At 39.2% G+C, this 13,219-nt stretch carries 8 protein-coding genes and 1 other RNA gene; 2 read left to right on the top strand and 7 right to left on the bottom strand.

Annotated features, from left to right (window positions below; genetic code table 11):
* Window positions 1-20 precede the first annotated feature (20 nt).
* Window positions 21-419, bottom strand: a transfer-messenger RNA (tmRNA) gene (gene ssrA, locus BST86_RS08795).
* A gap of 217 nt (window positions 420-636) precedes the next feature.
* On the opposite strand from ssrA, the gene BST86_RS08790 reads away from it, so the two are divergent.
* Complete coding sequence (locus tag BST86_RS08790) at window positions 637-1,869, top strand: NAD(P)-dependent oxidoreductase (RefSeq protein WP_105982943.1); 1,233 nt, start codon at window positions 637-639, stop codon at window positions 1,867-1,869.
* 93 nt (window positions 1,870-1,962) lie between these two features.
* Here BST86_RS08790 and BST86_RS08785 read toward each other — a convergent pair whose 3' ends face one another.
* The 4 genes from BST86_RS08785 to BST86_RS08770 all read right to left on the bottom strand — a co-directional run bounded on the left by BST86_RS08785 (window position 1,963) and on the right by BST86_RS08770 (window position 8,546).
* On the bottom strand, window positions 1,963-5,238 hold the full coding sequence (locus BST86_RS08785; protein ID WP_105982942.1) for a S41 family peptidase: 3,276 nt from the start codon (window positions 5,236-5,238) through the stop codon (window positions 1,963-1,965).
* Window positions 5,239-5,450: 212 nt separating this feature from the next.
* The gene (locus BST86_RS08780; RefSeq protein ID WP_105982941.1) at window positions 5,451-5,927 is read right to left on the bottom strand and encodes a GIN domain-containing protein; all 477 of its coding nucleotides are present in this window, start codon (window positions 5,925-5,927) and stop codon (window positions 5,451-5,453) included.
* A 397-nt stretch (window positions 5,928-6,324) separates the two neighbouring features.
* Window positions 6,325-7,395, bottom strand: a complete 1,071-nt coding sequence (locus tag BST86_RS08775) for a hypothetical protein (protein WP_105982940.1) — start codon at window positions 7,393-7,395, stop codon at window positions 6,325-6,327.
* A 461-nt stretch (window positions 7,396-7,856) separates the two neighbouring features.
* On the bottom strand, window positions 7,857-8,546 hold the full coding sequence (locus BST86_RS08770; RefSeq protein ID WP_105982939.1) for a T9SS type A sorting domain-containing protein: 690 nt from the start codon (window positions 8,544-8,546) through the stop codon (window positions 7,857-7,859).
* Between the two features lie 333 nt (window positions 8,547-8,879).
* Here BST86_RS08770 and BST86_RS08765 point away from each other — a divergent pair, with 333 nt between their 5' ends.
* Window positions 8,880-11,150, top strand: coding sequence for a tetratricopeptide repeat-containing hybrid sensor histidine kinase/response regulator (locus BST86_RS08765; RefSeq protein ID WP_146126741.1), 2,271 nt, complete (start codon window positions 8,880-8,882; stop codon window positions 11,148-11,150).
* 282 nt (window positions 11,151-11,432) lie between these two features.
* On the opposite strand, the gene BST86_RS08760 is transcribed toward BST86_RS08765, so the two are convergent.
* Together BST86_RS08760 and kdsA are read right to left on the bottom strand one after the other, a co-directional pair.
* A complete protein-coding gene (locus BST86_RS08760; RefSeq protein ID WP_105982937.1) occupies window positions 11,433-12,092 on the bottom strand; it encodes a hypothetical protein in 660 nt (219 codons plus the stop codon).
* Between the two features lie 281 nt (window positions 12,093-12,373).
* Complete coding sequence (kdsA, locus tag BST86_RS08755; protein ID WP_105982936.1) at window positions 12,374-13,195, bottom strand: 3-deoxy-8-phosphooctulonate synthase; 822 nt, start codon at window positions 13,193-13,195, stop codon at window positions 12,374-12,376.
* Between the last annotated feature and the right edge of the window lie 24 nt (window positions 13,196-13,219).

Genomic DNA, 13,219 nt, shown 5'->3' with positions numbered 1-13,219 from the left:
TTTTCGTATGGTGTTTTGATTTGTGGAGTCGGGCGGATTCGAACCGCCGTCCAAACGAGCGACTTCATCGCTTTCTACATGTTTAGTCATCATTTAATTTCAGTCAATGCACCGGTCGATAACTACCAAAGCACCGCTTGTCTTCGCTTAAGTGTCTCCTCAACATCAAAGCCCTGATGAGGATAGGTCTATTTTTACGAATTCTCTAAATCAAGTGCCATAAACCAAGGCCTTTGAGAGAATTCCTGCTTGCTCACCTTGTGAGCCGAGGCATTATCCTACTATGATTCGGATTATGCAGCTAGGGCGTAGTTATTCTCGCCGTTTAAAAAAGATGAATCATGAGATTTAAGAGCTATGGCCCAGCGCTCTACATGCTTACGATCAACCCAGTCTCGCTGTCAAAACCAGTCGACCCCATTTTACTCATCAAAATTTGATCAGCAATCCCAAAGCAATCTCTCGATTTGGGTTGACAAAAGTAACCTAATATCAACGATTTTGTGTAAAAACCATGCCAAAACACCTATCACACACATGCCGTGCTACACCTATATAAAACCTGTATTTTAAAAGTTTCCAGTTTCCATCACAGGGCTTCATTTAGTATCTTTCGGCAATACAAAATTGTCTGTTATGAAGTTCGCATTGATTCAGGAACGCAAGAGTCCACCAGATAGAAGAGTGGTGTTGTCGCCTGTTCAAGCGGCTGTTTTTAAAGACGCTTTCGCGAAAGCGGAACTAGTAGCAGAGTCCTCTACAATTAGAATATTCAACGATGCCGCCTACATGGCAAAGGGCATTGAAGTAGTCACCGATGTCACCGATGCAGACGTTCTGTTAGGCGTTAAAGAAGTGCCTATCGATGCGCTGATTGCTGGGAAGAAATACTTTTTCTTCTCTCATACCATAAAGAAGCAACCCTACAATAGAGACTTGCTGCGGGCAATTTTAGACAAGAAAATCGAGCTGTACGATCACGAGACCATTGTGGATGAGAACAACAATAGGCTGATAGGTTTTGGTAAATATGCTGGACTGGTAGGCGCTTACAATGCTTTTAGAGCATTGGGATTGCGAGATGGATTGTTTGAAATGCCTAAGGTGAATGACTTGGCAGATTTTGATGAGGTAAAGATAGAACTTAATAAAATCAAGAATCAGTTGCCGCCTATCAATATCGTTATCACGGGAAGCGGTAAGGTCGCTGGTGGTATTTTGGAAATACTAGAGATTCTGGAAATCAAACAACTATTACCCAAAGAATTCCTTCAATTGGGGCAGTTTCAAAACAATCAGATCGTTTTTACGCAGCTTGACGTAGAAGATTACTATACTAGAAAAGATGGCTTTAAACCTACAAAAACCGAATGCTACAATACTCCAAAATTGCTGGAGTCTGATTTCATGAAGTTTGCAACCGTAGGCGACATGTTGATCACGGGTCATTTCTATGGTGACGGCGCACCCTATTTTTTCACCAGAGAAGACATGAAAGCTCCAGATTTCAATATCTCACTGGTGGCAGATGTAAGTTGCGATATTGATGGGCCTATTGCCTGCACGCTGCGAGCATCTACGATTGAAAATCCCATCTATGGATATGATCCAGCTACAGAGACTGAAGTTCCTTTTAAAACAAAGAACTCCATAACGGTTATGGCTGTAGACAACTTGCCCTGTGAGTTGCCCAAGGATGCTAGCGAAGGTTTTGGTGACATGTTTATCGATCGAGTCTTACCAGCATTTTTCAATAACGACGCTGACGGTATCTTGGAACGCGCTAGAATGACAACCCATGATGGGAAATTGACACCTAGGTTTGAATATTTAGAAGACTACGTATACGAGCCTAAGACAAAATTTTAGTCACAACAACTTTCCTATGCAGTAATTTAGTTTTGCTTTCGCGAAAGCGAAAACCTTTTAAACCTTTATCCATAACAGGATTTTTGTGAAATGTTAATTGTCCTTGTCGTAGCCTTCAGGGCGTTTCCATCTCACCGGAGCAGCAGGCTCTGGCTTAAATTTGAACTCCTGAGATGGCAGTAGCTTCAAGGCTTCCTCAACGGCGCGTTCCAATTGTGGGTCTTGACCTTGGGACGTTAGGATAGGTTTTTGAGTGACCTCGATGTCTGGTGCAACGCCTTCGCCTTCAACAGCCCATTCACCATTGAGGTCGTAAAAGCCACCGCGTGGCGCCACCATTCTACCACCATCGATAAATGGCGGCGTGTCCCACGTCCCGACCAGGCCGCCCCAAGTCCTAGTGCCCACTAGCGGTCCCAGGTTTTGCTGTTTGAACATATAGGGCAGTAGGTCGCCGCCAGAGCCTGCACGCTCATTGATGATCATGACCTTTGGACCAAAAATACCAGCCATGGGTGTGGTCCACGGTCTATTGTCATTTGCCTTGCTATTGAAATACCCGAAAGGCTCTCTCTTAAGGATATCGATCATATAATCTGCCGCGCTACCGCCGCCATTGTTGCGCTCGTCCAAAACGATCCCTTTTTTATCCTGCTGGCTGAAGAGGTACCTGTTGAAAGAGGTGAATCCAGGTTGACTGGTATTGGGAATGTAAACGTAGGCCAGCTTGCCGCCTGATAATTCATCGACTTTCCTGCGGTTGCCTTCTACCCAATCGATATAGCGCAAGCCACGATCACTGGAAATGGGTTTAACAAGGACTCGCTTGCTGGCAGTACCGTTGGCGTTGTCACTTACCTCTATCATAATCTCACGACCAGCGGTTTGTTCCAGTAATTGGTAAGGATTGAGGTCTGCGGTGAGTTCTTTACCATTGATGGAGATCAAATAACTTCCTTCTTTGACATTGATTCCCGGTAGGCCCAACGGGCTTTGCATATCAGGGTTCCATCGCTCACCGTTGTAAATTTTTGAAATTCTGTACCGATTGTTTTGAACTTCTAAGTCTGCGCCTAGAAGACCTACTGGTATTCTTTTGGTATCTGGAAGGTCACCACCAGAAACGTAGGAATGTCCTATCGCAACTTCACCACTCATGATATCTACCACATAGTTCAAATCGGTACGGTGTCTTACATCTTTGATCCATGGCGAGTACCATTTATAAATATCATCCCATGGGGCACCGTGCACGTTATCTACATACAGAAAATCACGCATGTATCGCCATCCTTCTTTAAAGATTTGCCTGTACTCTGCTCGTGGATCAATCTTTACTTTGACATTGGTGTCAATTTTGCCATCTCCTGACTTGATGGGTGCCTTAGTGGCGTTTATGGAATAGCTGTTCCCATGATTTATTAGAACGTGCTTACCATCATAACTGGTCTGCAATCCTTGAATTCCAGTGGTGAATTCGGTGGCTTCCTGCTTTTTGGTATCATATAAATGCAGCTTGAATCCGTCTGTATTTTGGATTTGTTCCATGACAAAGACATTTCCTTGTTCCGCTTTCGCAAGAGCGATATAGTTTCTATCGGGCAGGCTCATAGCCACGATACGATCAAATATGCCGTTCTCGTCGATAACGACATTTATTTTGGCAGGCTCATCTGTGGCAGCGTCAAATCCTTTTTTCTCGCGTTCTTTTTTCTCTTTCTTTTTCTCCTCAACGACACCTTCTATGGTTTCTTCATCAGATTCTGGTAGGTTGGGTGCCTTCCCATCGCTGGAAAGTACGATGGCGTAAAGGGAACGTGTGGTGGATGGATCGAAAGAGCTCATATCCAGCCATCCCGAATTTAAGCCGTAATTGGTACTTGCAAGCGTGAATAAGTATTTACCGGACTCGTCCCAGACTGGCGTGATAGCATCTGCCAAGGGGTCTGTGATTTGAATGATATTTTTACTGCTAATGTTGTAGGCGTAAACTGCCTTAAAGTGGGATTGTTGTTGCTTCGCATAAGCGATCCACTGGCTGTCTGGCGACCATACGGGATTCATCGCACGATTGGGATGTGCATAGCTATCTGTATCTGCTTTAACGCTTTTACCGCTGTTGACGTTGGTAATCCAAATATTATAATGTGTGTCTGTGTAGGCAATGTGATTGCCGTCTGGCGACCATTGAGGATTGAAGTAGAAGGTAGGATCGTTAAATGATATACTCTTGATAATGGTGCCGTATTGATCTGCGATGACCAGTTCATACTCGCCACTGGCATCAGAAAACCATGCGATCCTATTCCCTTGAGACGACCAGACAGGACTACGCTCTGCAGATCCTGGTGCATTGGAAAGGTTGCGCCATGTTCCATTTTCTTTGGGTACGCTAAAGATCTCGCCTCTGTATTCAAAAAGGGCGCGCATACCGTTGGGCGAAAGGGTAGCGTTGTTTAGGTCTCTGGCACTAGCGTCTTCCCAGCGTTCTCTTGAGGTGTTGAGGTCTGCGTTTACCGTTATGGGAATGATTCTCATGTTGCCAGTTGCAGGATCCAATAGGTTGAGGTGACCACCATGTTCATAGACTATGCGGCTATCGTCTGCATCCAGACTTTTGACGTCAAACTTTTTATGAAAGGTTACCTGGGTTTCTTTTTTGGTTTGTGGGTCATACGACCAGATGTTGCTTGTATAATCACGCTCTGAAAGGAAATACACCTTGCCGTTTAGCCATACGGGATCGAGATGACGCTCCTTTGTGGGCTGCGAAGTGGTTTGAAGTTCCATGGTCTTCAGGTTTACGATCCAGATGGGCATGGCCTGTCCACCGCGGTAATTGCGCCATTCTGGATCCCAAGAAGTAATGGGCGTGTAGGCGACATAGTTGCCATCTGGCGAGATCTCACCATAAGCCGCTCTGGCAAGTTTCATAGAGACTGGATAAGAATCATTCATGCCAATGGTAAAGAACTTAGTAGTTTGTGTGGGCGTTCCCTCACGATCTGATCTAAACAATACCTTACCGTCAGGCGTCCAGCCTGTAACAAAGTCACCGCCTGGATGATAGGTAAGTCGCTGAGGTGTGCCACCCATGGATGGTATTACAAATACATCTATGTTGCCATCATATTCTGCAGTAAATGCGATATGGTTTCCATCTGGTGAAAAATGTGGCACGCTTTCATAGCCTATATCACTGGTCAATCGCTGGGTGGTGGTGCCATTGACGGTAGCTTTCCACAGGTCGTTTGCATAGACAAAGACAACCTGGTCACCGTGAATGGTGGGCTGTCTTAGCAATTTAGTTCCTTGAGAGAATCCCAATAGGCAGGTTAGTGCAAGGACGATTTGGAGTACAGATTTCATGGGCTTTGTTTATGGGAACCCTAAGATACTCAATACTCGTTAAAATGGAGTTGTCGCTTTCGCGAAAGCGAAATATTCATATCAATAAGTCGATCGATCTCTTAATATTAGCTAATGTTATTTTATAACGTACCGGGTTATTGCGGAAAGCTGGAATATCCAGTCATAAAAAATGCCTTGTGAACAAGGCATTTAAAGATGGTAAACCGCATCTATTTTGATGAAACTACTACTCCATCTTTAATGACAGTTTTTGAAGTTGCACCGGTAGCGGTTACATTACTATTGCCACTTTGGTTAATGGATAGATTATTTATTCTCGTATTTCCTAGATCTAAACTTGCACTTTCATTAGTCATTACTGTAAGTCTGTCCAGTGCGTTAAAACCATTCACAGTAACACTTGCTGCACCAGATATTTGTATGGCATTCAAATCTCTAGTGTAGATTCTGATTTTTGTGGCAGAATTACCACCATTTACCTGTAATCTATTTGAAGTGGAAGAGATCATAGATTTCATATCTTCCATACTTCCATTGAACTGAATCTTAGAAGTTGGCGCGTACCTTATCTCTATTATGGCGTCACTATCAATTTTAATGGAAGAAAACCCATCTATTTCCATTGAGACTTGAGCGGTGGATATGCCTGCGATAGCCAGCATGATCCCTAAAAGTAGATTTTTCATAAGTAGCAGATTTAAAGATTGTTATCTAGCAGTAATTTACTATTTATTTCTGAATATATTTATTAATACGGCAATTACTTAAGATTATAATTACCGTATCGATATTTTTGATCCAAATAAATTATGGAATCATGACTCATGAAATTTCGAAAACTTATGTTTTTAAGATATTGCGATTGCTAGACCATCAACTCTTTCGTGATTTTTATTCGAACCTGAGAATAAGGATAGCCAACTGATATATTGGACTCATATTCCAATACACATATTTCAAAATTGTATTAGGAGATAATATCGGTATTCTTCACTTTAAATTTTAGAACCCTTTACAACATAAATTAAGATATGTATAAAGCGTAACTGAAAACAGCTATTAAGTCGTAGCAGTTCAAAGAATTTAATCGCGATAGATGATCTCGCGGTTTGTGGTTTGAATCAATTTGTTAGCTTGATTGGGAACTAGTTGATAAGCGCGTCTTTCAGTCCAGTTTCCTTGTGCGTCGTACTCGTATTGATATTGATAGGTCTGGCTTGTAGTACGACCAGATGGATAGCTTACTTTTTCAGTGACCTCAGTCAACAATTTAGCAGAATTAAAGATTTTTAATTCCTCATAGACTCTGTTATTTTCTTCATATTCCTTTGTAACCTGTAATTTATCACCGATTTCTTTATAGCTGTATGTTACCTCATTAAATCCCTCTGAACTCCCATCTGGACGTTTTTTTGTCATAAAGGTTTTTACAAGCCTCATTTCATCATCATAGGAAAATGACGTGATACGAGATAGATAAAAGGGAGTGTTTTTTACTGCAGTGGCTAAACCGTTGCTTTTAATTTTATTGCTGACCTTGCTGTAGCGTCTTTCTTTGAAGAGTTTACCTTTGTTATTATACACCCGCTGAATCTTAAAATTATCGCCTATGTAAATCATGACTTGCATCAGGCTTGTGGTATCAAAGGTGATCTTGCCATCTTCTGTAATGTAATCGTAATCAAAGGTGATTCTAGGGTCTTCTTCTTTAAAACTATTTGTAGTGGACTCGTCCAAAACACTGTTTTCGATGTATAGGATCTTGCCGTTTACAATTGCTTCATTACCGTAACCATAATTGACTTTTTTGATGGTTTGCGGCCTTTGTTTTGGTTTCTTCCTCAACCGTAATTTTGAACGTATGTAGCCGTTGCGCTCAAAGGTGATGGCATTGGCGTATAGGTATTCGTTTTCCTGACTCTTAAGACTGTATCCTTTTTTATAATCGTATTCCAGAGCACGTATGTTACCTTTAAGCCCAAGCTCCTGAGCCGTACGCGGTACCATCTCATATTCTTGTGTTACTCCATCGTTTACATAATAAAAGGGTAGGTAGTTGTGGCATTTTCTCCATTCACTTTCTTGGGCCCATAAAGGTGTAGCTAATTGGATTGCGATAAAAAAGATTATAAAAAAAGCCTTTTTATATTTCATGATAACGTTTTAAAGGGATCGTTTCCAGAATGTCATGAGAACTGCACATCATATCGACTACCAAAAATTGCATATGAATTTGAGATAAATACAATAACAAAACTCAAAATATGACATCAAAATAACAAAAATTCAAAAGAGAAACAATTGTGGGTAATAGCTTATCGCAATAACTACCGAGGTTTGTAGATATTCGAGGAGTAATTGGTTATAAAATGCAATTCCATTCGATGGTTAAAAATGGATTGTCATGATATCTCCAACAATATTAAAGGGCTTAGCGGTCAATAATTTGCTCCGGGAAATTTGATGTTATCGCTTTCGCGAAAGCGATATAACTGAAAATCATCGCAACGATAGGGCAGGAATAATGATTCAGATGTCAATCTAAATCACAGGTGATCACGTAAAACTAAGTTTTTGCAACAGAATCAATATCTTGATGATATAGAGTTCTCTAACTACTTTTTAATGATTTTTTTATAGATTGAGTCTTGTGTTTGTTGATCTGTGATTTTGATCAAATAAACGCCTGAACTTAAGTTTGAAAAGTCAATTTTTTTCTCAGAGGTTTTGAATAAAGAGCTTCCTTGAAGGTTGTAGATTTCTGTCTCAACTTCACTATTATATTCAAGAGTTAAAGTAGAAGTTGTTGGGTTTGGATACAATTGTAGTTGTGCTGAATCAAAACTATTACTACTTGCTGTTTGTTTTTCACTTACAGAAATTCCAGATATGTTAGTTGGGCTAGAAAAACCAAAACCTATTGTGCGGCTACCTTGATCTAAATTACTGTCTAGGCCGATCCATTCTGAATTGACATCTCTTATGATCAATCCTAAGGATGACTCTTCCAGCTGGTTGAGATCCTGATTGCCGTAATGAAAATATATCATGCCTTGGTAATCTTCAACTGGGCTAGACCACTCTATAACTTTATTAATACTTCTGGGACTGGTCAATGCTGTTTTAGTTGTAGTCACCTCATTGGGTCCTACCAAATCATAATTCACAGAAGGATCTAATTCCGCACCATTGATATATAACGATCCACCATCGTTAATCGATAAACTACTGGTACTGGTTAAAGTCAGATCTTGCGCGGTCGCGATAGTTGCAGCGAATAGCAACAGAAAAGTAATTTTCAACATAAAGAAATCTTATAAGATAATGGTGATCAATGGTTTCCATCACCTACAATAATAAGGTTAATTAAGATGCTTTGGGCATAAATTCGATTAACGGTATCTTTTTGATGAAATTAAAAGATCTTTTGAATCTCGAAAGGTGCATTCATCGAATTTTGGATTCAATTAATAATTGATTTATTCAATTATTTTGACTGATTTTCTATTTAATCATGATTTCTAAGAGTAAAGTCATAATGTTTAACTTTAAAAAGTTGTTAATTGTAGTTTACAAGCTACCAAAATCTAGGAAAGTTGTATTTTCATTTTTGGCAATAACTGAAAACCATCCAATCCTTGTTTACAATCAAATCACGTTTCAATCTACTCGTCCTAAGGATGTTTTTCTTGTTGATTTGCCTATGCTTACCTTTTGGGATTAAGGCTCAAGGAGAATCTCAAAGTGAATATTCTCCAGAGGAACTGAAAAAGGAGCAGCAATTGCGGGAAATTTTAGGAGAGATTCGTCAGAAGTATGGGTCTCAGGATTTTGTTAATACCATTTCTTTAAGTCAAAAAGGAAGAGCTTTAAGTGATACGCCAAGATTTTACAATTATTATGTAGGTATTTCCAGTAACTTAGGAAACGCCTTATTCCAAATTGGCGATACATTACAAGCAATAGAAGTATTCGAAGAATCTTTGGAAAAGGCTGAATCATTTCAAGACACCAAATTTCCTATTGCAAGAAGATATAAGACTTTAATTACCGCTAATATTGATTTGGCAAATATTAGTGCGTTAGTAGGAAGGTTTGAAGAGGCAATAGCTAAGTATAAGGCTGCCTTACAATTAACTGATGATACTGATATACACGGCCTCTTTATTACAAATTTTAATATAGCTGAATCATATATACAGTTGGATAAAATAAGCCAAGCAGCTCCATTTGTTTATGAATCAGAAAAATTATCGAAAACCATTGGTATAGATGCGTATGCAGCAAGCTCAAAACTATTATTAGGAAAATTTTTCGTTAAATCAGGTGAATACACACGAGCTTCCCAAGAATTACAGCAAAGCGTTGATTTTGCAATGGCTTCTAGTAACAAAGAGGTTTTAGTAGACGCCTACAGAAATTGGGCTGCTTCTGAAGCTAATTTGCAAAATTGGAAAAAGGCGTATGAACTTTCTGAAGCTTTAGACATACTTGAAAAGGAAAAATTTGAATCTGAGAGTGTAGAAGCATTACAAAATGCCAGAGCTAAATTTAATGTGGACGAAGTGGAGCGCAGGATGCAGGCAGAAATGGAGGCTGAACAACTAAAAGCAGAGAACATTCGTGCGAAGGCGCTTCAAGAAAATACGGTCCTGTGGTCGTCGATCGCTTTATTCATTGCCATCATTCTAATCATAGCGCTCTTTATAGGATTCAATAGGCGAAAAAAATTGAATAAGGAGTTAGTTGTCAAAAACACAATCTACTTGAAGGAGAAGGAAAAAAGCGATCAATTGCTCGTTGCAAGAAATGCTCTGTTCTCCAGAATTAGCCATGAATTAAGAACTCCTATGTATGGTATCGTAGGAATTTCTAACATGTTGATTGACGATAAAGACATCAAGGGAGAGAATAAAAAGAACGTTCAATCTCTAAAATATAGTGCAGATTATTTATTATCCCTGATAAATAATGTCCTAGAGATGAATAAGCTCAACAGATCATCCAATCTAACCTTGGCTCAAGAGAATTTTGATATTCGAGAACTTTCTCATCATGCGGTTGAGTCTGCAAAGTTTATCATGCCACACCATACGAATACTTTCAAAATAAAAATTACGCAGGATGTCAAACAGGTGTATAATGGAGACGCCGTCAAGCTAATGCAGGTACTTATCAATGTTTTGGGTAATTCTAATAAATTCACTAAAAATGGTGTTGTTACGTTGAATATCTCTAAAGTTAGAAGTGAAGAGCATTTTGATTTACTTGAGTTTTCAATAAAAGATACTGGAAAAGGAATTGAGAAAAGAAAACTAAAGGATTTGTTTGACGAAAATAAATTTATCAATCACAATGAAGAAAATGAAGGAACGGGCTTAGGGTTGCCTATTTCTAATAAAATTTTAGAATTGCAAGACTCTCAACTAAGTGTTCAAAGTGAGCGAGGCAATGGAACTGAAGTCAAATTCGAACTAAGATTGCAAAGAGTCGATGTTATAAAAGAAAAGAAGACTGAAAAGAATATTTCTCGCTCTAAGACTCTGAACGGTTTAAAGGTGCTCATTGTTGAAGACAATAAAATAAATCAGCTTGTGACGAAAAAGATTATTAAAGGGCTAAATGGAGATTATGATTTAGCAGATTCAGGCGCTATGGCCATTGAAAAGGCAAGGGAAAATGAATATGATTTGATATTAATGGATATCAACATGCCGCCAGGAATGGATGGGTTTGAAGCAACAATAAAGATTAGAGAATTTAGACCTGAGGTTCCTATCATCGCTCTAACGGCTGTGGAACAGATAGAAATTGAAGAACGTATGAAGAATTCTTCAATGAACGACTATCTTATCAAGCCTTTTAAGAGTGAAGATTTCTTAAGCAAAATATTTAAGAATATTAAATAGGCAAATAGTATAAGTCTTAATCTCTGGTGACATCCCGTAATTTCTATTTACCACGCTTACTAAAGTGAAAGACCTATCAATCTAATGCTCTATAATCGCTCTTTCAATTTTGATATTTTGGCTTTCTATCGCACTAGAGTAACATAAGCTCTTTAGTTTGGAATAGGATAGTTGTGATGCTATTCATGAAATCAAAATGGCAAATAAGAACTACACCACATAAAAAAGCCTTGACAGTTTTTGTCAAGGCTTTTTCTATAATTCCATAAGATGTTAATTCATCTAATGCTTCGATACAACAATCCACTTTTTGATCTCGCCATCATACATGAGCAACATCATTTCGTTTTTCTTTATATTATGATCATTTTCTCCAGCAATTCTATTTTCTGGCTGTGATTCATCGCTATCTTTTTTTAATTGAATATCACCAGAGGTTGGATATATAAAAGCCATAGTACCATCTGGGACTGCTTTAAAACCTGTAATATCTACTTTAGCATCGTTATCGCCATTTGGCAGTCTAATTACCGGCCAGGTACCTCGACGGTCTCCTGGTAAAATAACTATACCTAAATCTAAATCGTTTATGACTCCATTCTCGCCAGGAGCATAATTATCTTCTAAATTAGTTCCGTTAGGTAATTCGGCTATTGATGTTTCAACTTCTGGAAGTTGAACTCTAAGCTTGTTGCCTTCTAACACAATATTTTCATCAATTTCAATCGGGATTACCTTACCATTAGCATCCACACCCATGATGTAAACTACATCTCCAGTCGCCTGAAAGCTTTCGTTAGTCTTATCCAAGCTTCTTACCCTTAGGGTACCATTGACGTCAAGGTTTGCGGTTGGAGCATTTGTATTAACCCCAATTTGCGCTTGTGCAAAAAAGCCTGTAGATAGGGTTACGGCCATTATTAGAGTAAAGATATTTTTCATTTGGGTCAATTTAGTAACTACAAAAGTAAATTTGTTACTTACAAATCACTTTGAAAAATTAATTAATCGACGTAGGACTATGAAAAATAACTTTAATCGATACAATCACTCGTTAAAATGAAGCTTACTTCAAATTATTTTGATTTTGTGAAGAAAATATGGTCGTGAATGAAGCTCAAATAGCTCTATTTTAGGTGTTCAAAAGCTATTTAAACGGTTATTTAGCAAGACTATGTCTAACGAAACCCCTATAACTATTCACTTTTTTGCCAGCATCTATCTTATTCAAAAGAGTTGATGGTTTTTCTAATGCTTACTAACCTAGTCAGCAAACCCTCCAAATATTTTAAGTCCAGCATGTTTGCTCCATCGCTTTTAGCATTAGCGGGATCAAAGTGTGTTTCGATAAATAGACCGTCCACTTGGTTGACAATACCTGCACGTGCAATGGTTTCAATCATATCTGGGCGGCCTCCGGTAACACCACTTGATTGATTGGGCTGCTGCAAACTATGTGTGACATCTAGAACTGTTGGTGCATACTGGCGCATGGTAGGAATACCTCTAAAATCTACAATCATATCTTGATAACCGAACATGGTTCCACGATCTGTAATCATCACTTGTTCGTTTCCAGAATCAGTTACTTTCATTGCGGCGTGTTTCATGCTCTCTGGAGACATAAATTGTCCCTTCTTAAGATTCACGACCTTACCCGTTTCTGCAGCGGCGACCACAAGGTCTGTCTGTCGTACAAGAAACGCAGGGATTTGCAGTACATCTACATATTCTGCAGCCATGGCGGCATCACTTACTTCATGAATATCAGTGACGGTAGGAACGTTAAAAGTCTCGCTCACTTTGCGCAAGATCTTTAAGGCTTTTTCATCACCTATTCCCGTGAAACTATCGATTCTACTGCGGTTAGCTTTCTTGAAACTTCCTTTGAAAACGTAAGGTATCTCAAGCTTCGCCGTGATTTCCACCACTTTCTCTGCAATTCGCAACGCCATTTCTTCACTTTCAATGGCACAAGGTCCAGAGAGTAGAAAAAAGTTGTTAGCGTCTAGATGTTGAAGCTGTGGTATTTTAGATAGATTCATATAACAATATGGAATAGAAATTAA

Source organism: Nonlabens agnitus, from assembly GCF_002994045.1.
Lineage (GTDB): Bacteria > Bacteroidota > Bacteroidia > Flavobacteriales > Flavobacteriaceae > Nonlabens > Nonlabens agnitus.
This window is presented reverse-complemented; position numbering and strand designations above follow the sequence as displayed.

Coding starts and splice junctions, on each gene's coding strand:
- BST86_RS08790 (WP_105982943.1), top strand. CDS start 637: ATGAAGTTCGCATTGATTCAGGAACGCAAGAGTCCACCAGATAGAAGA.
- BST86_RS08775 (WP_105982940.1), bottom strand. CDS start 7,395: ATGAAATATAAAAAGGCTTTTTTTATAATCTTTTTTATCGCAATCCAA.
- BST86_RS08785 (WP_105982942.1), bottom strand. CDS start 5,238: ATGAAATCTGTACTCCAAATCGTCCTTGCACTAACCTGCCTATTGGGA.
- BST86_RS08780 (WP_105982941.1), bottom strand. CDS start 5,927: ATGAAAAATCTACTTTTAGGGATCATGCTGGCTATCGCAGGCATATCC.
- BST86_RS08760 (WP_105982937.1), bottom strand. CDS start 12,092: ATGAAAAATATCTTTACTCTAATAATGGCCGTAACCCTATCTACAGGC.
- kdsA (WP_105982936.1), bottom strand. CDS start 13,195: ATGAATCTATCTAAAATACCACAGCTTCAACATCTAGACGCTAACAAC.
- BST86_RS08770 (WP_105982939.1), bottom strand. CDS start 8,546: ATGTTGAAAATTACTTTTCTGTTGCTATTCGCTGCAACTATCGCGACC.